Below are 20,027 nucleotides of genomic sequence, written 5' to 3'. Positions count from 1 at the left end.
TTGCAGTTGGACAAAATAAGAACAAATGTAGGGGTCTGACCCGGAGCCTGCCCATGCCATACGCCCATTCCGACAAGACCCAAATGACAACCGAAGATGTGCGCGCACGCCTGAAACTGGAAGGCGGCAAGCAGTTTGTCATGCATACAGAGTTTGCCCCCGCTGGTGACCAGCCGACAGCGATCAAAGAATTGACCAGCGGCGTGTTGGACGGCGAACGTGAGCAGGTTTTGTTGGGTGCGACCGGAACGGGCAAGACCTTTACGATGGCCAAGGTGATCGAGGAAACCCAGCGCCCGGCGATCATCCTTGCGCCCAACAAGACCCTTGCGGCGCAGCTATACGGCGAATTCAAAGGTTTCTTCCCCGAGAATTCTGTCGAGTATTTCGTCTCTTACTACGACTACTACCAGCCCGAGGCCTATGTCGCGCGGTCCGACACGTACATAGAAAAAGAATCGCAGATCAACGAACAGATCGACCGCATGCGCCACTCGGCCACGCGGTCTCTGCTGGAACGGGACGATGTGATCATCGTGGCATCAGTGTCGTGCATTTACGGTATCGGCTCGGTCGAAACCTATGGGGCGATGACGCAGGACCTGAAGGTCGGGAATGAGTACGACCAGCGGCAGGTGATGGCTGATCTGGTCGCCCAGCAATACCGCCGAAACGATCAGGCGTTTCAGCGCGGATCGTTCCGGGTGCGCGGCGATTCACTGGAAATCTGGCCCGCCCACCTTGAGGACCGCGCCTGGAAGCTGTCGTTCTTTGGCGAGGAACTGGAGGCCATCACCGAATTCGACCCCCTGACCGGTGAACGCGCGGCCACGATGGAACAGGTGCGCGTTTATGCAAACTCGCACTACGTGACACCAAAGCCCACGATGCAGCAGGCGATTATCGGCATCAAAAAGGAACTGCGGATGCGCCTCGACCAGTTGGTGGGCGAAGGCAAATTGCTGGAGGCCCAGCGTCTGGAACAGCGCACCAATTTCGATCTGGAAATGCTCGAGGCCACCGGCGTCTGCAACGGGATCGAGAACTATTCGCGCTATCTGACCGGTCGTGCACCCGGTGAACCGCCCCCCACCTTGTTCGAATTCATCCCTGACAACGCCATTGTCTTTGCCGACGAATCCCACGTCAGCGTGCCACAGATCGGTGGCATGTACCGGGGTGACTATCGGCGCAAGTTCACGCTGGCCGAACACGGGTTCCGCCTGCCCTCCTGCATGGACAACCGCCCCCTCAAATTCGAGGAATGGGACGCCATGCGCCCGCAATCCGTCTTCGTCTCGGCAACCCCGGCGAAGTGGGAAATCGAGCAAACCGGCGGCGTTTTCACCGAACAGGTGATCCGCCCCACCGGCCTGCTGGACCCCGAGGTTGAAATCCGCCCTGTCAGCATGCAGGTCGACGACCTGCTGGACGAGGTGCGCAAAGTCGCTGCCGATGGATACCGCACGCTGGTCACCACGCTGACCAAACGCATGGCCGAGGACCTGACCGAATACCTGCACGAACAGGGCATCAAAGTCCGCTATATGCACTCGGACATCGACACACTGGAACGCATCGAGATTCTGCGCGACCTGCGATTGGGGGCCTTCGACGTGCTGATCGGCATCAACCTGCTGCGCGAAGGCCTCGACATTCCCGAATGCGGGCTGGTCGCCATTCTGGACGCCGACAAGGAAGGCTTCCTGCGATCGGAAACCTCTCTGGTGCAAACCATCGGCCGCGCCGCGCGGAACGCCGATGGCCGGGTGATCATGTATGCCGACAAGATCACCGGCAGCATGGAGCGCGCACTGAATGAAACCAACCGCCGTCGCGCCAAGCAGGTCGCCTATAACGAGGAACACGGCATCACGCCTGCGACGGTGAAAAAGAATGTCGAGGACGTTCTGGCCGGTCTCTATCAGGGCGACGTCGACATGAACCGCGTTACCGCCACCATCGACAAACCGATGCACGGTGCCAACCTCGAAGCCCATCTGGACGGGCTGCGCGACAAGATGCGCAAAGCCGCCGAGAACCTGGAATTCGAAGAGGCTGCAAATATTAGGGACGAGATAAAACGTCTGGAAGCGGTCGATCTGGCCGTCGCCGACGACCCTATGGCGCGCCAATGGGCGGTCGAGAAAGCCTCAGAAGACGCGGTGAAGTCACGCGGACGCTCAACGGCTGGACGACCGGGGCAGCGGGGTGGGAATGTGAAGAGAAGGAAGCGGTAAGGTTATTAGTGGCGCGGTTAATTTCGGGCGTATCAAGGGCAGTGGTCCACATTCGTGCATACCGCAAATATGAGGATGGCTCCATTCATCCAAATACTTCAGTAATGACTGGTTTCTTTTGGAAGTTTGAGGATGCGATTTACCTTGTTACCAATTGGCATAACGTCACTGGCCTGAATCCTCAGACTTTGGAGCCCAATGGTTCGTTTTGCCCCACAACAATACGTGTGCGTTTCTTTGTTTGCGTAGAGCAGCATGAAGGAAAGGACAAAATCGTAGCGAGAGAAAGGGATTACAACCTTTTCGTTGAAGAGGGTAAGGCAACCTGGCGGGAACATGTGTCTCGGAATCTTGTGGATGTTGTGATCCTTCCCTTTAGTCAGGAAAATTTGGGAGATGGTAAGCCTTACTGTTTGAATGAAATTAGCTTTGAGGCTGAGTGGCAACCTGCAATTGGAACTGATTGTTTCGTAGTAGGTTTTCCAGAAGGATTATCGGGGCCGCTTATGACGCCAATCTGGAAACGGGGCTCAGTTGCGAGTGAACCCGGTCATGCCGCAGACGAACACCCCAATTTTTGGATAGACACCCTCGGCAACCCAGGTCTGTCGGGGTCTCCTGTTCTTGGGCAAGGTCATGGAGTGTTGGGTCATGGTGGTGACCAAAACACGTCAGCTGATCTAAAGATCGGCTCTTGGCAAAACTTTGTCGGAATTTACTCTGGGAGAACCTCGGAAGAAGGTGTTGGTTTCCAGCTTGGAATCGTCTGGAAGGCTGAAATTTTGGAAGAGATTCTTCAGGACGGAGTTCAAGGTAATCATCCAATAATTAATGGCCCACTTGTTATTGAATAGGCAGGCTTAGGATTGATAGATTCATCCATCTCACATTGCCAAGCTATGCGATACTCAACACCCCCCACACTTCAAACTTGCAGCCCAGCGCTCTCTCCTCCACGTTTGAAATCACGGATTGTGATTCCAAACGGCTGCCATGTCGAACCCAAACACCCTGCCAAGCTCGCAGGAGGTCCAAAGCGCCCATCACTGAGTGCGCGGCACCCGTATGGTGCTAACCAAAGATCTGGCGCAGTTTCTTTTGTAAGGAGATGGGCGGGAATATCCCGCCCGAACCTTTACCCCTTATCCCAATGCGCAACCACGTCGTACCCAACCGGTGTCGGCGGACCTTCCATGAATTCGGCGAAATGACCCCACAGCTCGGCCACTTTGGGCGCGTTTGCGTTTGAGGTCGCTTCGCTTTCGACCACCGAAATCACATAGCCCGACCCGTCCTCGTTCATCACGTTGGTAAAGCTGTGTATGCCGGGCATGCCCATGATTTCGGATTTCAATGCGTTCATTTTCGCCGTCGCCGCCTCGCGCGTGCCGGGCTTCATCTTGAATTGGGTAATACGTGCAAACATTACTTTCCTCCCTCGTCTGGCGAAATTGCCATGGGACGCGACCGGAACGACCGCGCCGTGCGCACCCTAGCACAGCGACTTGAAATCTCGCATTGATACGTGGGATTTGCAGCCATTTTCAACCACGCGCCTCACTGCGCCCAAGCAACTGACACTTCAGGGTTGCGCCGTGGGAGCCCCGTACCTTGTCTTGCCCTGTTCGGCGGCTACATCCCCACCCATGCGCGCAATTCTGACCTCTTTGATCCTTGCCACCCCGGCCTCCGCGTGGGAGGCGACGGTGGGCGATATCTGCACGCTGTCGCACGACACAGGAGCGGCAACGATTTTCCTGACCTATGACCCGTCCGCACCGCTCTATTCGCTGACGGTCACTCGAAAGGATCAGATGTGGGCCCAATCCCCGTGGTTTGCGATGCGGTTCGAAGGACCAAACCCCATCGAAATCGCCACCCCACGCCATGTCTTGTCCGACGAAGGATCCGCATTGACGGTGACAGATACCGGCTTTGGCAATGTGCTGGATGGGTTGGAATACAACCGGGTCGCCTATGCGTTCACGCAAGACGGGATCGCAGAGTTTCCCCTGAACGACGCAGCGCCGCAGGTGCGTATTTTTCGCACGTGTGCAGGCGCGCAGTTATCCTGAATACGTTTGCGTTATACGCTATGGGCGCACGAATTTGGCGTTGCCGACAGAACGTTGTTGCGGCTCTGGGCGGTTCTCTGGTTGCGCATTCTGGGAGGCTGGCGCTTCGGCAAAGCCGCAGGCCACCCCGTCCCCATCCGGGTCGTTGCGTGTGTGATACCCTGGCTGCCCTTCCCGAAAAGGTCCGATCCCCATGGCCTGCGTCGCATCGCACCCTACCAGGGCGATCAGATGGATCACTGCCTCGTCCCGATTGTACTCGGACAGTCGAATGAAAACACTCACCGCGATTAGTACGGTGGTCAGTGGCAGCAACAGAACCATGGTCAGGATACGTATCGGAGATAACGCCTGCCGGCGCGTGGCCTCGGCCCGCTGATGGCGTCTGGACGATCTTGGGTTCAGGTCAGGCGTATCCTGCGTAGACTTCTTGAACAGCATGTCCGGGCTTTTACGATGGATATGTGGCAAAGCCGAGGCAATCGATCTGAAAGGTTGGCGGGACCTTGTTTTGCCCACTAGTGTGATTGCCAAACCCTGATTCCGAGGTCTTGCCGATACAGTGACCAATCCATATCAAACCCCGGACGGCGACGCTCGTGCGCAGGCCAGAGAGCTTCTTGAGCAGGCCCGGTTCGCTGCGCTGGCCGTTCTGCAGCCCGAAACGACTCTGCCGACGCTGTCCCGCATCGCGCTGGCCACGGATACAGATGGCTGCCCCGTCACGCTGATCTCTTCTCTGGCTGAACACACCCGCTCGCTGAACGCCAATCCCAATTGCGCCCTTCTGGTCGGGGAGCCCGAAGAGAAAGGCGACCCGCTGACGCATCCTCGTCTTACACTTCATGCCGTGGCACGGCCGGTACACCGGGACATGTCCGACTATGCCCCGCTGCGCGAGCGGTATCTGAGCCTGCGGCCCAAAGCAAAGCTATACGTCGATTTCGCAGATTTCAGCTTTGTCAGGTTCGCCATAAAGGATGGGTTACTGAATGGCGGTTTTGGCAAAGCCTATCGTCTGACAGCGGAGGATTTCTGACGGTCAGCGAACCACATGCACCGCGCACCCCGCATGCCGCACGACATGAGATGCAGTCGAGCCCAGCAACAGATCCTGCATCCCCGGCCGGTGCGATGCCATAATGATCAAGTCGGGATTGTTGGCTTCGGTCCAGTCCAGAATTGTTCGTCCGGAATGCCCTTCGACCACCAATCCACGTGCATTCGGCAACTGAGATGCCAGCTCATCCAGTTCCGCTTGAATCGCCTTGCGCGCTTCGGTGAGGTACTCGGGCGGCATATACGAAATCGCATAATTCGGAATATGCTCGACCACATGCAGCAATGTCACCTGTGCGTCTGGCGTGGCCAAAAGCTGGGCCAGCTTCAAAGGCCCGGACGTGTCTCTTTCAGCATCAAAAGAGATAGGGACAAGAATGTTGTGATACATAGCGTGAGCCTCCGTTTTTCAGACTAACTGTGAAACAGACAAATGCCGCAGGCTTTGATTCAGGTCAGGAACTTCCGAATGTCTCGGCCACGTCATACATGACCGGCTCAAAGCTTTTGCACAATTCGTTGATCTTGCGGTTGCGGTCGCGCATTTCTGGCGTCCGCAACATGGCGAGAAAATCTTCGCGGCGTTCCCACTGCGAATAGTTGGCAATGCGCGTTTGGGCATCGTTCACATGCAGCCCTGCAGACACAAATCCCGGCTGCTTTGAGATGAACTCGGCATAAGCATCTGTCAGGGCCTCCAACAGGTCCTGACACGTACCCGGGGTCATTTCAAAGGTTGTGATAACTGTTTGAACACTGGCGTTTTTAGCGATTTTCGGCATCGGGACTCTCCATTTGCTTTCCTCAGCTTAGCACACCGAAAACAAACGTCGCCTATTTACTGCCGACATGACGCATCATGATCAATTGCTTCTGGCAAAGAAAGGCGAACTGGCCACCCTTAATGGGGTGGCCAGCCCTGGTGCTACTTCTCCATTCGCATCAAAACCGACACTTCACCCCTGACGTGTTCTGACCAGCGCAAAAGCAAGTTTTCACCTGCAGATCCATGCTCGGTCACAACATGAGGAACGCCGAAAACGAAATTATTGAAAACACCGTAGATCCCGTCAACAATCGTGACTCCATCACAGCTACGTGCTTTTCCGTTAAACGGCAGCTCTCCATTTGCAGGAATAATCCAAAAATTCGACGCAGAGTTCTGCTGGTGACGAATCCTCAACGGATGCGCAGATTTTTTGGTGACACCGTGATAGGTGTTGTTCTGGAACGTCACATTCGTGTGCCTGTTGTTGTTCAGATCCGCAAATGACGTGTCCACCCTTTCCGCCCGATCTATCCAACCGCTTGTGGCGCGAAACTTGTTTCCGGTCACAGCCAAACCGTTCAAGAAATGCCCGGCCCCATAAGGGCGCACAATGAGAAAGCTGAACCAGGACGGCGCCTGGCTTGAGTAGAAGATGTTGTCCGTGATGCTCATGGCACTGAACGAGAACCCACTGGTATAGGTGGGTGACGCGTCCCGTTCATTGGTCCATTCGATAAAACAGTTGTCGATATAGTTCTCAGCGATGGTGGAACTGTTATAGGTGCCGATCATGATCAGCCCAGCGGTGCGAACACCCTGCGGAATGCCATCACCCTGGAAAAAGTGATTGCCAAGAACCATGTTGTTGTCGCCGCCCAACACGGCAAAATGCTTGAACCGTACCGCCTGATTGTGCCGCAACTTAACGTCATTCGAGTTGGTGTTCAGCGCGATCGAAGACCGATCCGTCACGGGGAAAGACTCTTCCGCCGACAGGAATTGACAATTGTCGATCAACATCCCTTTGCACCCTGTCGCGATCGAGGTGATACCCCGATCCTTCGGGCGGCTGACGAAACAGTCTTTCAGTTGGAATGTGCTGCCCGATGCCGCCAGACGGATGCCGCTGCACCGGCTGTTGCACTGGAATTCGATCTGCTCCATGCCGAATTTGCGCAGCGTGTTAAAGCCGCTGAAGTCCAGAAGGTATTTGAACGCGTGAAACGTGAAAGTCTGGGTGCCCGAGGCATCATAGATAGGCGCGTTCAGGATAATCTCGCCCGCCCCAATGTTTTTTGACCGCACATAGATTTCGCGCCCGACACCGCTTCCCTGTACCAAAGATCCCACGGGAATGTTCGCGACATTGGCGACGTTGGTCAGCCGGGTGTTGTCCGAAGGATCATAGGTTGCTACCGATGTGAAGGTCTCGGTATCCCAATCCGTGCTGCTTTTGACATCGAATTGACCGTTTCGGATCACCCGGCGGGTCGAGAACCCGCCTTGTTTGTTCGGAACCGCTGCGGCCATATCGATCGGGGTCGTTACTGAAATCTTGCGGCCACCCAAATCCAGCGATTCATGATCCGAGTTATTCAACAGCGCCTGAAACGCCTTTTTGAACGCCAACTCTTCATCTCCAAAGGCCGCGATATAGCTGGGCAGATGGAAGTCTTTGGTCAGCAACAGCATCTTGTCATCCGGCATCGTAACGGTGCCTTCGAACTCCATCTCGGAAGCCATACTGGTGTTTTCTGCAAGGTGATAGATGCCCTGCGGAACATAGACACGGCGACCGCCAGCTGCCTGATCCGCCGCTTCAAACGCGGCGGAATCGTCCGTAACACCGTCACCCAAGGCGCCATAATCCCGAACGTCCACCAGACTGATCATTTCACGAAGAAAAACATTGGTGACGTCAGTAATCTCAAGATCGTCAACACGCACCAAGGCACCATTGGCCCCTTCGATGTCCACGCCGAAATGCCCGTACAGCGCAGCGAGCCCCCAAGGCATATCCACGCCCGGGCGCTGTCCGGTGCCCACAATCGCGGTGATCTCATGCACAGAACCATAACCCGATAGCTGAGTCGCTGGCCCTTGCTCTACAACACCTGCCACATGTGCGTCTCCCGCCCCGCCTGCCCAGGCGGCGATGCGCACTGATGGCAGCGGGCCGCTAATCGCTTTGACACGGGCTTTGATCTGCAAATAACAACCCGGCAGGATCGGCGTCTGCCCCATATAGCGCAGTTGCTGCGTGGTGTTCACCTTCAGAATCTCAAGACAGCCGCCAAAATCCGCGTCCGACGGTGCAAAAACCCCGGTGCCGGACCCGCCATAGGTGGGCGAGCCGGGTGTCCCGTCTCCAGCAGACCAGACCGTCAAGCCATTCGCAAATTGCGGTGGCATGAACACGATGCCGTCGGTGATTGCCTTGTTCATTGAAAACCCTTTCTCAATCGCGCCGCACATATCTGGCAACGCGTCCAAACCTCGTGTTCAGGTCCGTCCCGAACGCGGTAGTCTGGATACCGAAAGGGAATTAACCACGGCTCATCTCACCGTGACGATGGTGTTGCGTCAGGCTGCAGGATCCGAGTTACCCAAAAGCTGGACCCCGTTGATCTTCCAACCGCTTTCCAGCGGGATCATCTGATAATCCAGAATATGAACCCGCCCGTTTCCGTCGGTGATCATCACCTTCTGCCACAAAGCTCCGGCGATCTCACGCAGCTCCAGAAAGCGCACACCCGCCGGACGCCAAACCATGGGATACCCATTGCGCACCATGGCTCCGAAATTGTCGGGGTTTTGGAACAGGCGCTGAATGTTGGGACTGGCAAAGGTAAAGGCCGTCGCAAAATCATCCGCCTTGAAGGCTTGTATCTGCGCCGCGATATTCGCCTCAATCTCGGCGCTTTGTGCAAACGCTCCTGACGCCAATCCGGCACTCAAGGATATAGCAAGCAACAGTCGACGCATGGGGCCACCTCCTTTTGAAAAGAGTAGCCCCACACCTGTTCAGGTCAAATCAGACCAGCTCTCCGGCCAGCGCCTTGTCGATCAGCGCAATTGTCTCAGGCACACCGTACAAAGCGATGAACCCACCAAAACGCGGGCCTTGTGATGCGCCCAGCAGCACCTCGTACAGGGCCGTGAACCAGCCACGCATGGGATCGAACCGCTCGCGTCCGATGGAATAGACCACAGATTGAAGCGCCTCGTCCTCGGTCGGCCCATCGTAAGCTTCAAGCGCAGCTTTCAACGCTTCCAACGCCTCGCGTTCCTGATCCGTAGGTGCGCGATGCTTGCGCGTCGGTTTGACGAAGTCGTTGAAGTAGCGCACTGCAAAGCCTGCCGCCTGATCCAGATCGGGATGGCTCTCGGCCGTGGCCTCCGGCGCATAACGGCGGATAAAGCCCCACAGCGCCTCTTTGTCTTCCGCACCAGACACCGATGCCAGATTCAACAACATCGCGAAGGGCACGATCAAGGTCGATTCAGGAACATCACCCCCATGGATATGCCAAACCGGGTTGTTCAACTGCGCCTTCAGATCCTGCCCCGGATAGGCACGCAACTGTTGATGATATTCGTCATAAGCCTTCGGGATTACATCGAAATGCATCCGTTTGGCCGTCTTGGGCTTTTGATACATGAAATACGCCAAGCTCTCAGTCGGCGCATAGGTCAGCCATTCGTCAATAGCCACGCCATTGCCGGACGATTTCGAAATTTTCTGACCATTTTCATCCAGGAACAGCTCATACGAGAAATGTTCGGGCGCACGACCGCCCAGAGCCCGGCAGATCGCGTCATAAATCTTTTCGTTGGTCGCGTGTTCTTTGCCATACATCTCGAAATCGACACCCAACGCCGCCCAGCGCGCGCCGAAGTCCGGCTTCCACTGCAGCTTTACATGGCCACCGGTGACGGGAACGGTCCATTCTCTGCCCGTCTCGTCGTCAAAGGTCACTGTGTATGTCTCGGCACAGACCTTTTTCATCGGAACATACATCACCCGACCGCTTTCGGGGTGCAGCGGCAGGAAGATCGAATAGGTCTGCTGGCGCTCCTCTCGCAGACTTTTGAGCATGATCGCCATGATCTCGTCATAGCGCTCAACCGCGCGCTTGAGGACCTCGTCAAACTGTCCGGACTCATAGAACTCCTTGGCCGAGTAGAACTCATACTCAAACCCAAAAGTGTCGAGGAACCGTCGCAGCATGGCGTTATTGTACTCGCCAAAGCTGTCATACTCGCCGAATGGATCCGGCACCGATGTCAACGGGCGCTGCAAATGCTGTTCCAGTATCTCCGGGTTCGGAACGTTGCTGGGCACTTTGCGCATCCCGTCCAGATCGTCCGAGAAACAGATCAGCTTGGTCGGAATATCCGACAACGCCTCGAACGCACGTTTGACCATCGTGGTTCGCGCCACCTCACCGAACGTACCGATGTGAGGCAAGCCCGATGGGCCGTAACCGGTTTCGAACAGGACATACCCCTTTTCCGGAGCACCTTGTCTGTAGCGTTTGAGCAACCGGCGCGCCTCTTCAAAAGGCCAGGCCTTGGACGACATCGCGGTTTCACGCAGTTCAGACATTTCAATATGCTCCATCGGGAAAGGTGCTTTGGTCGCCGCATGCAACCGGACCGGCCCCTCCTATTGTGCCAGTGCAGCATAAGTCAATAAAGCAGTGGCGCATTTCGCGCCATACCCCGGTCGAAAACAGGTCTGCGGTCGGACTGAAAGAAACTGGAACCGCCCAGGTTGTTTGACCCACAAACACTCCACCAGCCATTTCTACGTCTTCCATTTCACGAACCAGCGTTCTTGAAACTAAATTGGCAAGTTGAGTGTGGCCCCGAAACAAAAATGACACGTGCGACACACTCTGGCTTGGCTTGTGTATTTCGTGTGTTTCCCGAGCCATGTATGACTAGGGCGAAAAACAGGACCTTCCCGGACCACAGGACACAAGATGCGACGCGAAACTACCAACCTGATCCGCTTTGTTCTCGAAGATATCGTGCCGCCAATTCTGCGTGACAGCGCCGTTTTCCACTGGCTGGCTCGCCGGGTCTGGGGCGAACATATTACGCGGCTTGCCGCATTCCGCGAACGCGCGCCCTTTCTGACGGATGAAGAATACGAAACCCTGTATCGCGACCACCCACGCGTTCACGACGGAACCGACAATTCCGAAGCCTGCATAGATCGGGTCGCCAAAGACTCAGTGGGCGACAGCATCTGCGATGTCGGTTGCGGCACCGGCGTTCTATTGCAACGTATCCGCGCCCTGCGCCCGGAAATTCCCGACATGACCGGCGTAGATTTTGTGGTCGACGACGCAGAGGCTCTGGATAACATCACCTATGTTGCCGCACGGATCGAGGATCTGCCCTTTGAAGACAACAGCTTCGACACCGTTATCTGCACCCATGTGATCGAACACCTATTGGACTATCGCCGAGCGATTGCTGAGCTGCGCCGGGTCGCGCGAAAGCGCGTCATAATTGTGGTCCCGCGCGAGAGGGAGTACCTCTACAGCTTCAATCCTCATTTCAACTTCTTCCCCTACACTCACAGCTTTCTGCGCGCTGTGCATCCCAGTCCCAGCACGCATGTCTGCGAAGATATCGGGCGCGACATCTACTACTGCGAAGATCGCCCGGCGAAGCAAACCAACGAAAAGCCCGCAAAGGATCAGGCGGCATGAGCGCTGCCACACCGACGGTTATGATCTGGACGGGCCTGCTGTTGACGCCCGTTATGATTTCCCTCGGGCAGGTGCTGTTCAAACTCGCTGGCGGGCGGATCGACGAACGCGACGCCACAGGCGTGATGGGCGTTCTGCATACCCTGCTTGACCCCTTTTTACTTGTCGCACTTGCGATCTACGGATCAGCTACGATCTTGTGGATTTATGTCCTCAGACATGTGCCCTTGTCGCAAGCCTATCCGTTCATGGCACTGAGCTTTGTGCTGGTTCCACTTGCCTCATGGCTGTTCTTTGGCGAAACGCTGGGGCTGCGCTATTGGGTTGGGGCTGGTCTTTTGCTCGGCGGGATGGTGGTGATGAACACCTGATCGGTCCAACCTGCTGCACAGACCCGGCAAAACAAGATGTTGAACCTGCCCTGCCCCCCTTCTATCCTGCGCCTTTGAAGAACCCCAAGCAGGATGCACCGAATGACCGAGCAAGTTCCCCACCCGATGTCCCCACAGGATTGCCTTGTGGCGATCATGGTTGCGATTTCGGCATCTGATGAAACGATCCGAACCGCTGAACTGGTCAAGATAGAAGTTGCGGTGAACATGCTTCCGGTCTTCGCCGGGTATGATATCGACCGGATGCGCCACGTATCACAGATCGTGTTTGATCTGTTCGAACAGGAAGACGGGCTGGATGCTCTGTTTGGCCTGATCCGCGACAATCTTCCCGAACGCCTGAACGAAACCGCTTATGCGCTGGCTTGCGATGTTGCTGCCGCAGACGGATCACTGGCCGAAACCGAGCTGCGTTTGCTGGAAGAAATACGTTATGAATTGAACATCGACCGTCTACACGCTGCCGCAATTGAGCGCGGAGCCCGCGCGCGCCACGCCGTCTGACAGGGGCCCGTCGGGTTTCAGACTTTAACTGCCGTACAATGCGCCCCAGCGTTCGAGCAGCGCGCGTTGCAGTTTCCGCGACCGTCGGTTCCAGCTGCGCGCGCCATCCGGACGTTCACGTTGTGCGCGTGGTATGTTTGCGCGATGCGCCACGTCCGCGGTGAATATCGCAAAGGCCAGATCGACCCCATCTGCCGTTGTCAGGAATCCACCCAGCCCCGAGACAAAGTTCAATGTTCCAGTCTTTGCATCAACCTTTACAGGGTGGTTTTTGACAATCCGACCATTCCGATCAGTCAACGCAAACGGCTTCATCAGGGGGCGCAATATTCCTGCCTTCTGCGCCACCACCAAGGCAGAAACCAGATCTGCGGGCACAATGCGAGAGGCGTCGCCCAAACCAGAATGATCGACCATGGCGATACCGCTGACGCCAAAGCTCTCTGACGCCCAACGGTTCATCTCGGCCGCCGACTCAGCCAGGTCTCCGGGATAGACACCCCGTGCTTTGGTTGCAGCCAGCCCGACCATTTCAGCCGTCAGATTGGTCGAATATTTCAGCATCCCGCGCAGAATACTCTCCAATGGGTCACTGCGATGCACCACAAGGTCCACGCCCTGCGGGCTTTGCCGTGTCACTTGCACCCGCCCCAGCACAACCCCGTTTGACCGCGCCAAGGTTCGAAACACATCGCCTGCATAAAGCGCGGGTTTACGTACCGGTAACCAGCGCGCACCCCCATTGCCCAGCGCACCCTTGGCCACGGTCCACCGATCCTGACGCGCGCTTGGCTGATAGGTGTATATGGGCAGGCTTCGGCTCTCGACTCGCATAGCGGCCACATCCACTGCAGGCACATAGCGCGCACTGCGCGCGTCCATACTTACGTCATAGCCCTTTCCAGCGCGCTTCCATTCAAAGTGAACACGGTTGAAATTCAACGAAATCCCGCTGACGGCTGGGCTGTAACCCACATGATCCGGCTGCCCGGGATCGATGCTGAACACAAAAGGCAGCGCTCCGTCATAGACCTTGAACGCACCGCGTACCTCGGTAACTCCAGCCTCGCGCAGGTTGGCCGCCATCGTGGCCAGCGCATCCGTATCCAGCAGGGGGTCTCCGCCGCCCACCAGGATTAGATCACCATGCAGAATGCCGTTCTCGATCGGTCCATCCGCCACCAAACGGGTTTCAAACCGGTGATCCGCGCCCAGAACGTCCAGCGCATAAAGCGCGGTTAGCGCCTTGCCGACACTGGCCGGGGGCAAGGCGGCCCCATCTCCGAACACCTCCAGTTGCGCCCCGGTCTCCACTTCCGCAACCGCAAACACAACCTCGCCCTTTAATCCAGCCGCAGCCACCAGACGTTCGGCCCCGCTCAGAGGCACCCCGCGGATCTGCGGCCTGAGAGAGACCAGCGGCGCCTGCGCAAGTCCCGCTGCCGGGATCAGAGATGCCCCCAATCCCCCCAGAAATACACGACGTGAAAAACGACCAGCCATAGCCGAATTAAAATCCCACTGAGCAAACGCACACAACCACTTGCCGAGATTATGCGCCCATGGGGGCTATTCCGGCAACACTTTCGCGCTCCATTCCCCGCGCGTCCGGATCTCTGTCGAGCTGACATCAACCATCGGAACGTTCACGAAACACCACGCCGGAGCCTGCGCTTGGCCCAATAGATGCCGCGCCTGCCCGTCGATGCGGTACTTTGCATAGACCCGAGCCGCAGGCGACATCCGCGCCGAAATCCGATCCCCCGGCCGCGCGACGACGCCAACAGGAACGCTGTCCATAATCAGTCGCCAGTCTTTCCAACGATGAAACTGCGCCAGATTATCCGCCCCCATTAGCCAGACAAACCGAACCTGCGGGTAAAGCAGCCGCAGGACTGCCAGAGTATCCGCCGTCGCCCGCGTGCCGGTCAGCGCCTCGATATCCGTCACGTCGACTTTCGGGTGTTGCATCACGGCTTTCGCGGCTTGCAGCCGCCGCGCCATTGGGGCTGGCCCATGTTCTTTCAACGGATTGCCCGGAGACACCAGCCACCACACCCGATCCAGCCCAAACGCCTTTATCGCCTCGCGCGTGACATGCACATGCCCCTGATGCGGCGGATCAAAGGACCCGCCGAACAGACCAACGACCTGTCCGGGCCGCGCATATGGAATGGCGCTTCGCAACATCCTTTGCTGATGTTCAGAACTCGGCGGCGTTGTCAATCAACAGGTTGCACCGCATCACCCAGCCTGACCTGCCCGGGGCGGAGGACCTCAGCGCACCATCCGCCATGCCCGCGCACGGCAGAGTAGCCGCCCTGACCAAGGGCCTCCTCCATCCGACTGCACGGCGCGCAGATCACGGTAAAGCGCAGAACGGCTTCGCCCACCTTAACCTCGCGCCCTTTGAGCGCCGCCAGATTGATCCCTGACACCACCAGATTGCGCCGCAGAATGTCAGGCGCAACCGGCCCCTGCCCGAGATAAGACCCAATCGCCGCCAGATGCTCTTGCTGAATCAGCGTCACCGCCCGCTTGCCCGCACGGCTACGGTCGCCTTCGAGGCCGTCGTTGGAGATCATCCCAGCATCAACTGTAACCATCTCCGCCCGTCGTTCTGGCCGCAGACCAATCCATTCAATCCGTCCGGGCTGCGCCCAGCCGGCAATCAAGGATTTTAGATCACTCACTGCGTTCACCCGGGACGTCAAATAGAGGGAGCCTGAAAGAATCAAAGTCTTTCACTTTGCAATTCGCCATCGAGACACTACGCTTTCGCGGTATGGCAAACTGCTGCTTAGGATGAACGTAGGCTTTGACCATCTTTTGGTGCAGCCTAAAAACTTCGCGTGTCACTGAAACATTCCAAGTATGCCATTCTTTTAGAATAGCTCCTCTCTGCTCAACAGTTGCTCCTGGGTGACCACTTCGATGTAATCGCCCATTGAAAACAACTTCTTCTCCTATTGGGAACATGCTGTTGGCAGCTTGGGAATTAATAAAAAAATTCAAGTCCACACCAGAAGTTAAGTGCCTCAAGTTCTTCTTCACAGCTTTCAAATTGTAGTGAAATGCAGTTTCGTTTCTGATTGCTCTCGCAATAGCCCAACGTTGGCCACTTTTGACTTCTTTCAGTCTTTGCGCAGTCTTATCTATCAAGTCTAATAACGGCTTCGGCAGCTTGGACTCTTGCCGGTTGTTTTTCTCGACGAAATCTATGAACTCGTAAAGCTTGGCGGACCAAATGCGTAAGACCACAGCGCTCTGAGAGATCGAAGCTAGGTTTACCAAGAACTCGTCGTCGAAATCATGAGCCGAAGCGAGATAGAGACGCATCATAGTACGAACTTCACTTGCAATATATGAAGTTAAAGCTAGTGCGGCAGCTTCCCATTCCTCCATTTCGGAGAGATCGGCTTCGCTAAACTCCAGTACGCTAAATTCCACCGACCTGCGTTGTTCGCCCTGCATAAAAATGTCCTCTCTCAGTTGCTCAAACAGATAGTGCCTCATTGCCCCCACCAAACGCATCCGCTATCACACCGCCCAACTCAATTTCCCCGACCCAGAGGACGCGACATGGCCGCCTATCAATATGTCTACCACATGCAGGGTGTCTCCAAGACCTATCCTGGTGGCAAGAAGTGCTTTGAAAACATCCACCTGAGCTTTCTGCCCGGCGTGAAAATCGGTGTCGTCGGCGTCAACGGTGCGGGTAAATCGACGCTGATGAAGATCATGGCCGGTCTGGACAAGGATTTCACCGGCGAAGCCTGGGCGGCCGAGGGCGCCAAGGTCGGCTACCTCCCGCAGGAGCCGAAGCTGGACGAAACCCTCAGCGTGCGTGAAAACGTCATGCTGGGCGTGGCCGGGAAGAAGGCGATTCTCGACCGCTATAACGAGCTGGCGATGAACTACTCGGACGAAACCGCCGACGAGATGGCCAAGCTGCAGGACGAGATCGACAGCCAGAACCTCTGGGATCTCGACAGCCAGATCGACGTCTCGATGGAAGCGCTGCGCTGCCCGCCAGACGATGCCAACATCGCCAACCTTTCGGGCGGTGAGAAACGCCGCGTGGCGCTCTGCAAGCTGCTGCTCGAAGCGCCCGACATGCTGCTGCTCGACGAACCGACCAACCACCTGGACGCCGAAACCATCGCCTGGCTGCAACAGCATCTGATCGATTACAAAGGCACCATCCTGATCGTCACCCACGACCGCTATTTCCTCGACAGCATCACCGGCTGGATCCTCGAACTGGACCGGGGCCGCGGCCTGCCTTACGAGGGCAACTATTCCGCGTGGCTGGAACAAAAGGCCAAACGGCTGGAGCAGGAAGCCCGCGAGGACAAGTCCAAGCAGAAAACCCTGCAGCGTGAACTGGACTGGATGCGTCAGGGCCAGAAGGCCCGTCAGGCCAAATCCAAGGCCCGGATCAACGCCTATAACGAGCTGGCAGACCAATCTGAGCGCGAAAAGCTGACCCGCGCCCAGATCGTTATCCCCAACGGCCAACGCCTTGGCGGCAAAGTGATCGAGGTCGAAGGCCTGTCGAAACATATGGGCGACAAGCAACTGATCGAAGGGCTGGACTTCGCCCTGCCCCCCGGCGGCATCGTCGGCGTCATCGGCCCCAACGGCGCCGGTAAATCAACGCTCTTCAAGATGCTCACCGGTCAGGAACAGCCCGACAGCGGCACCATCTCGCTGGGCGACACGGTCGAATTGTCCTATGTCGACCAGTCCCGCGACGACTTGAAAGACAACGACACTGTGTGGGAGGCGATCACCGGCGGTGCCGAGATCATCCAATTGGGCGATGCGCAGGTCAATTCCCGCGCCTATTGCTCGTCCTTCAACTTCAAGGGCGGCGACCAGCAGAAAAAGGTCTCGCTTCTGTCAGGTGGTGAGCGCAACCGCGTCCACATGGCCCGTCTTCTGAAAGAGGGCGGCAACGTCCTGCTGCTCGATGAACCGACCAACGATCTGGACGTCGAAACCCTGCGCGCGCTGGAAGACGCCCTGGTCGATTTCGCCGGCTGCGCCGTGGTCATCTCGCACGACCGCTTTTTCCTCGACCGTATCTGCACGCATATTCTGGCGTTTGAGGGTGATGCCCATGTGGAATGGTTCGAGGGCAACTTCGAGGATTACGAAGAGGACAAGAAACGCCGTCTTGGACCGGACGCGTTGGAGCCCAAGCGGTTGAAGCATAAGAAGTTTGCGCGGTGAGAACGGGCAGAACCACTGCAACCTTGAACGGTGAGGGTGCACTCCGCCCTCACCCAGCGGTTCGAAGGGCTGCTCTCGCCTTCGCTGCAACGACGGAGTATTTCTGAACAAGGACATACTATGCAGAATGGTTTTGGTACATTTTGGTCCGGGTCGGCACTTGGTCCACTGGAACAGGCCTGTCTGTTTTCTTTTGTTCGCGCTGGCCAACCAATCACGTTATTCAGCTACGAACCAAACATGAGCGGTGTTCCCGAAGGCGTCATTCTGCGCGACGCGTCAACCGTGCTCGAACTGACGGAAGCGTCGGAACGCATTCTTCAACAGCACTCGGCCCGCTTTTCGGACCTTTTCCGCCTGAAGATGATGCAGGCCGAGAACCTTATTTGGGTTGATTGCGATGTCTATCTACTCAAGCCGGTGACTTTCGACACCAATCTGATCACGATTGGCCGCGCATTCCGGGATGGCACCCGCTATCTGTGGAACGGTGTAATGTATCTGGATCCGGATTCGGATTTATTCTCGGACTATCTGTTCCTGACACAGGGCGACAAAATCCAGTTTCGTGACACATGGGATACCAATGTGGAAACCGGGGTCGAAAACAAATCCGCAAAGGACATGTTTGAAAGACTGGGCGATGTGGATTTCTATTCCGACAACCTGCCCCGAAACTTTTTTGGTCCGATCCTTTTGACACTGCTGGCCCGCGAACACGGCAACATCGAACTAACGCCACCCCACGTGCACTACCCATTCGGAGCGCCCAAACTCCGCAAAAACATTCATGACCCGCAACAGTTTCCCCTGGAATACCCGGATCAGAGCCAGACAATACATTTCTTCGGCTCGATGGTAAGAAGGGCAGGTGAACTTTATCGGAATTCGAGCACGGGCGCCTATGACCAGCTACCTGCCGGAAGCTTGCTACAACGTGCATTAAGCGGCACGCTGACCGCGACCGATTGATCATGTGACCGCAGATGAGTTAACACCTAGATCCGTGCGTGTTTAGCTGCCAAATCGTTGACAGAAGGTTTGGCCGCATATGAGGTTTGCCCAGAATAGCACCAAGACTAAACTTACCTTCGAAAGATCTTTTCAGACCGTCTGAACGATTTAAAAAAGCGCAATCCATTGGAGAAAAGACCTCGTGCAGAGGTAAAGCCACCAGCTAGCGGACCATTTTCGAGTTTGGCCATTCTGCATAACGGTATGAAGTGACTAGAAAAAGTAGGATGGGTGCTCGCACCCATTGCTCCTCACTCCTCCAAATCCAACTATCTCAAATGATGGGGTGAAACCCCATCCTACGGCTCTCTATGCATGCCCTTGGTGACACCACCACTCCATTCCGGATCAACCCGACTCGTGCGGATATCACGATGGATGGACGAGTACGGTTACGTGACTGAATGCCACTAGCCGCGCTCGATCACCTCAAGGCTACTCAAAGCAACCAAACTCCGACGTCCCAGTCAAAACTGTTTTGGATGATTGCAGTTGCGGCCCTTAAGCTGACCGGTTTCCGTGAAGCTTCCCGAGACCAAACAGCCCCGCCAACGCGCCAACCAGCAGCAACCAACTGGCTGGAATAGGGACGGCCGAGAGGTTTGCCTCTGTCACATTGCCTTCCGTCACGCCCTGATCCTGAGTGGTCTGTTCCTGCAACAACTCCAGCTCTTCGAGATGCCGGTCATGGTCTGAGGTTTCGGGGACTTGGGTCAAACGCAGGTTTTCCCATTCCATCTCTTCACGATGTCTTTCACTGTCAAAGACTGATTGAAGCTCGGGTATAATTTGATCATTACCCGCAGTCGCACTTTCCGACCCATCCGAGATGGTCAAAGCATCTGAAGCTCCGGCCCAGAACAGAACCGCTAATGTGCATACAAGTTTCATACCCGCCCCCACGTTCATGCAGTTAAGTATAGCATTCCGGTGTCTTTTTTCAAACATCACAATAATTGAATAAAAATGAGAACTTGTGAGATCTACGAAGACTTGCCCGAACATGATAC

21 protein-coding genes are annotated in these 20,027 nt (G+C 56.2%); 9 read left to right on the top strand and 12 right to left on the bottom strand.

Annotated features, from left to right (window positions below; all coding sequences use genetic code 11):
• Window positions 1-53 precede the first annotated feature (53 nt).
• A complete protein-coding gene (uvrB, locus tag AC2FJZ_RS08990) occupies window positions 54-2,240 on the top strand; it encodes an excinuclease ABC subunit UvrB (RefSeq protein ID WP_496777108.1) in 2,187 nt (728 codons plus the stop codon).
• Complete coding sequence (locus tag AC2FJZ_RS08985; protein ID WP_496777106.1) at window positions 2,135-3,094, top strand: trypsin-like peptidase domain-containing protein; 960 nt, start codon at window positions 2,135-2,137, stop codon at window positions 3,092-3,094. The genes uvrB and AC2FJZ_RS08985 overlap by 106 nt, the downstream gene beginning before the upstream one ends.
• A gap of 281 nt (window positions 3,095-3,375) precedes the next feature.
• Here the strand turns inward: AC2FJZ_RS08985 and AC2FJZ_RS08980 are convergent, their stop codons facing one another.
• Entirely contained in the window at window positions 3,376-3,666 is a 291-nt protein-coding gene (locus AC2FJZ_RS08980) for an antibiotic biosynthesis monooxygenase family protein (protein WP_050604147.1), read from the bottom strand.
• 169 nt (window positions 3,667-3,835) lie between these two features.
• On the opposite strand from AC2FJZ_RS08980, the gene AC2FJZ_RS08975 reads away from it, so the two are divergent.
• Complete coding sequence (locus tag AC2FJZ_RS08975; protein WP_496777105.1) at window positions 3,836-4,315, top strand: excinuclease ABC subunit B; 480 nt, start codon at window positions 3,836-3,838, stop codon at window positions 4,313-4,315.
• An 18-nt stretch (window positions 4,316-4,333) separates the two neighbouring features.
• Here the strand turns inward: AC2FJZ_RS08975 and AC2FJZ_RS08970 are convergent, their stop codons facing one another.
• Window positions 4,334-4,849 carry an excalibur calcium-binding domain-containing protein gene (locus tag AC2FJZ_RS08970; protein WP_496668700.1) on the bottom strand — a complete coding sequence of 172 codons (516 nt, stop codon included), beginning with the start codon at window positions 4,847-4,849 and terminating at the stop codon, window positions 4,334-4,336.
• Between the two features lie 28 nt (window positions 4,850-4,877).
• On the opposite strand from AC2FJZ_RS08970, the gene AC2FJZ_RS08965 reads away from it, so the two are divergent.
• Window positions 4,878-5,354 carry a HugZ family pyridoxamine 5'-phosphate oxidase gene (locus AC2FJZ_RS08965; protein ID WP_496777104.1) on the top strand — a complete coding sequence of 159 codons (477 nt, stop codon included), beginning with the start codon at window positions 4,878-4,880 and terminating at the stop codon, window positions 5,352-5,354.
• A gap of 3 nt (window positions 5,355-5,357) precedes the next feature.
• Here the strand turns inward: AC2FJZ_RS08965 and AC2FJZ_RS08960 are convergent, their stop codons facing one another.
• The 5 genes from AC2FJZ_RS08960 to AC2FJZ_RS08940 all read right to left on the bottom strand — a co-directional run bounded on the left by AC2FJZ_RS08960 (window position 5,358) and on the right by AC2FJZ_RS08940 (window position 10,752).
• Window positions 5,358-5,765, bottom strand: coding sequence for a universal stress protein (locus tag AC2FJZ_RS08960; RefSeq protein WP_050604144.1), 408 nt, complete (start codon window positions 5,763-5,765; stop codon window positions 5,358-5,360).
• 64 nt (window positions 5,766-5,829) lie between these two features.
• Window positions 5,830-6,156: an antibiotic biosynthesis monooxygenase family protein gene (locus tag AC2FJZ_RS08955; RefSeq protein ID WP_050604143.1), complete on the bottom strand. Its 327-nt coding sequence runs from the start codon at window positions 6,154-6,156 to the stop codon at window positions 5,830-5,832.
• Between the two features lie 143 nt (window positions 6,157-6,299).
• Window positions 6,300-8,588, bottom strand: coding sequence for a glycosyl hydrolase family 28-related protein (locus AC2FJZ_RS08950; RefSeq protein WP_496777102.1), 2,289 nt, complete (start codon window positions 8,586-8,588; stop codon window positions 6,300-6,302).
• Window positions 8,589-8,726: 138 nt separating this feature from the next.
• Window positions 8,727-9,128: a DUF4864 domain-containing protein gene (locus tag AC2FJZ_RS08945; protein WP_496777101.1), complete on the bottom strand. Its 402-nt coding sequence runs from the start codon at window positions 9,126-9,128 to the stop codon at window positions 8,727-8,729.
• A 49-nt stretch (window positions 9,129-9,177) separates the two neighbouring features.
• A complete protein-coding gene (locus AC2FJZ_RS08940; RefSeq protein WP_496668690.1) occupies window positions 9,178-10,752 on the bottom strand; it encodes a lysine--tRNA ligase in 1,575 nt (524 codons plus the stop codon).
• 379 nt (window positions 10,753-11,131) lie between these two features.
• Here AC2FJZ_RS08940 and AC2FJZ_RS08935 point away from each other — a divergent pair, with 379 nt between their 5' ends.
• The 3 genes from AC2FJZ_RS08935 to AC2FJZ_RS08925 all read left to right on the top strand — a co-directional run bounded on the left by AC2FJZ_RS08935 (window position 11,132) and on the right by AC2FJZ_RS08925 (window position 12,765).
• Window positions 11,132-11,869: a class I SAM-dependent methyltransferase gene (locus tag AC2FJZ_RS08935; RefSeq protein ID WP_496668688.1), complete on the top strand. Its 738-nt coding sequence runs from the start codon at window positions 11,132-11,134 to the stop codon at window positions 11,867-11,869.
• Window positions 11,866-12,240, top strand: a complete 375-nt coding sequence (locus tag AC2FJZ_RS08930) for an EamA family transporter (RefSeq protein ID WP_496777099.1) — start codon at window positions 11,866-11,868, stop codon at window positions 12,238-12,240. The genes AC2FJZ_RS08935 and AC2FJZ_RS08930 overlap by 4 nt, the downstream gene beginning before the upstream one ends.
• A gap of 102 nt (window positions 12,241-12,342) precedes the next feature.
• Window positions 12,343-12,765: a tellurite resistance TerB family protein gene (locus AC2FJZ_RS08925; protein ID WP_496668684.1), complete on the top strand. Its 423-nt coding sequence runs from the start codon at window positions 12,343-12,345 to the stop codon at window positions 12,763-12,765.
• A gap of 24 nt (window positions 12,766-12,789) precedes the next feature.
• Here AC2FJZ_RS08925 and dacB read toward each other — a convergent pair whose 3' ends face one another.
• The 4 genes from dacB to AC2FJZ_RS08905 all read right to left on the bottom strand — a co-directional run bounded on the left by dacB (window position 12,790) and on the right by AC2FJZ_RS08905 (window position 16,281).
• Complete coding sequence (gene dacB, locus AC2FJZ_RS08920) at window positions 12,790-14,268, bottom strand: D-alanyl-D-alanine carboxypeptidase/D-alanyl-D-alanine endopeptidase (protein ID WP_496777097.1); 1,479 nt, start codon at window positions 14,266-14,268, stop codon at window positions 12,790-12,792.
• A 66-nt stretch (window positions 14,269-14,334) separates the two neighbouring features.
• Window positions 14,335-14,955, bottom strand: a complete 621-nt coding sequence (locus AC2FJZ_RS08915; RefSeq protein WP_496777095.1) for a nicotinate-nucleotide adenylyltransferase — start codon at window positions 14,953-14,955, stop codon at window positions 14,335-14,337.
• Between the two features lie 32 nt (window positions 14,956-14,987).
• Window positions 14,988-15,458: an MOSC domain-containing protein gene (locus tag AC2FJZ_RS08910; protein ID WP_496777094.1), complete on the bottom strand. Its 471-nt coding sequence runs from the start codon at window positions 15,456-15,458 to the stop codon at window positions 14,988-14,990.
• Window positions 15,451-16,281 carry a hypothetical protein gene (locus AC2FJZ_RS08905; protein ID WP_496777093.1) on the bottom strand — a complete coding sequence of 277 codons (831 nt, stop codon included), beginning with the start codon at window positions 16,279-16,281 and terminating at the stop codon, window positions 15,451-15,453. The genes AC2FJZ_RS08910 and AC2FJZ_RS08905 overlap by 8 nt, the downstream gene beginning before the upstream one ends.
• A 66-nt stretch (window positions 16,282-16,347) precedes the next feature.
• On the opposite strand from AC2FJZ_RS08905, the gene ettA reads away from it, so the two are divergent.
• On the top strand, window positions 16,348-18,003 hold the full coding sequence (gene ettA, locus AC2FJZ_RS08900) for an energy-dependent translational throttle protein EttA (RefSeq protein ID WP_050604135.1): 1,656 nt from the start codon (window positions 16,348-16,350) through the stop codon (window positions 18,001-18,003).
• Between the two features lie 120 nt (window positions 18,004-18,123).
• Complete coding sequence (locus AC2FJZ_RS08895; RefSeq protein WP_496777091.1) at window positions 18,124-18,975, top strand: hypothetical protein; 852 nt, start codon at window positions 18,124-18,126, stop codon at window positions 18,973-18,975.
• Window positions 18,976-19,518: 543 nt separating this feature from the next.
• Here AC2FJZ_RS08895 and AC2FJZ_RS08890 read toward each other — a convergent pair.
• Window positions 19,519-19,908 carry a hypothetical protein gene (locus AC2FJZ_RS08890; RefSeq protein ID WP_496777090.1) on the bottom strand — a complete coding sequence of 130 codons (390 nt, stop codon included), beginning with the start codon at window positions 19,906-19,908 and terminating at the stop codon, window positions 19,519-19,521.
• Between the last annotated feature and the right edge of the window lie 119 nt (window positions 19,909-20,027).

Source organism: Ruegeria sp. CDSA079 (genome assembly GCF_059612245.1).
Note: the sequence above shows the minus strand (reverse complement) of the source record. Positions and strands in the feature narration are given on the sequence as shown.

What these genes read in the sequence shown, in the direction of transcription:
- uvrB (WP_496777108.1), top strand. Translation starts at nt 54, where the DNA reads ATGCCATACGCCCATTCCGACAAGACCCAAATGACAACCGAAGATGTG.
- AC2FJZ_RS08985 (WP_496777106.1), top strand. Translation starts at nt 2,135, where the DNA reads ATGGGCGGTCGAGAAAGCCTCAGAAGACGCGGTGAAGTCACGCGGACG.
- AC2FJZ_RS08980 (WP_050604147.1), bottom strand. Translation starts at nt 3,666, where the DNA reads ATGTTTGCACGTATTACCCAATTCAAGATGAAGCCCGGCACGCGCGAG.
- AC2FJZ_RS08960 (WP_050604144.1), bottom strand. Translation starts at nt 5,765, where the DNA reads ATGTATCACAACATTCTTGTCCCTATCTCTTTTGATGCTGAAAGAGAC.
- AC2FJZ_RS08955 (WP_050604143.1), bottom strand. Translation starts at nt 6,156, where the DNA reads ATGCCGAAAATCGCTAAAAACGCCAGTGTTCAAACAGTTATCACAACC.
- AC2FJZ_RS08950 (WP_496777102.1), bottom strand. Translation starts at nt 8,588, where the DNA reads ATGAACAAGGCAATCACCGACGGCATCGTGTTCATGCCACCGCAATTT.
- AC2FJZ_RS08945 (WP_496777101.1), bottom strand. Translation starts at nt 9,128, where the DNA reads ATGCGTCGACTGTTGCTTGCTATATCCTTGAGTGCCGGATTGGCGTCA.
- AC2FJZ_RS08940 (WP_496668690.1), bottom strand. Translation starts at nt 10,752, where the DNA reads ATGTCTGAACTGCGTGAAACCGCGATGTCGTCCAAGGCCTGGCCTTTT.
- AC2FJZ_RS08935 (WP_496668688.1), top strand. Translation starts at nt 11,132, where the DNA reads ATGCGACGCGAAACTACCAACCTGATCCGCTTTGTTCTCGAAGATATC.
- AC2FJZ_RS08930 (WP_496777099.1), top strand. Translation starts at nt 11,866, where the DNA reads ATGAGCGCTGCCACACCGACGGTTATGATCTGGACGGGCCTGCTGTTG.
- AC2FJZ_RS08925 (WP_496668684.1), top strand. Translation starts at nt 12,343, where the DNA reads ATGACCGAGCAAGTTCCCCACCCGATGTCCCCACAGGATTGCCTTGTG.
- dacB (WP_496777097.1), bottom strand. Translation starts at nt 14,268, where the DNA reads ATGGCTGGTCGTTTTTCACGTCGTGTATTTCTGGGGGGATTGGGGGCA.
- AC2FJZ_RS08915 (WP_496777095.1), bottom strand. Translation starts at nt 14,955, where the DNA reads ATGTTGCGAAGCGCCATTCCATATGCGCGGCCCGGACAGGTCGTTGGT.
- AC2FJZ_RS08905 (WP_496777093.1), bottom strand. Translation starts at nt 16,281, where the DNA reads ATGAGGCACTATCTGTTTGAGCAACTGAGAGAGGACATTTTTATGCAG.
- ettA (WP_050604135.1), top strand. Translation starts at nt 16,348, where the DNA reads ATGGCCGCCTATCAATATGTCTACCACATGCAGGGTGTCTCCAAGACC.
- AC2FJZ_RS08895 (WP_496777091.1), top strand. Translation starts at nt 18,124, where the DNA reads ATGCAGAATGGTTTTGGTACATTTTGGTCCGGGTCGGCACTTGGTCCA.
- AC2FJZ_RS08890 (WP_496777090.1), bottom strand. Translation starts at nt 19,908, where the DNA reads ATGAAACTTGTATGCACATTAGCGGTTCTGTTCTGGGCCGGAGCTTCA.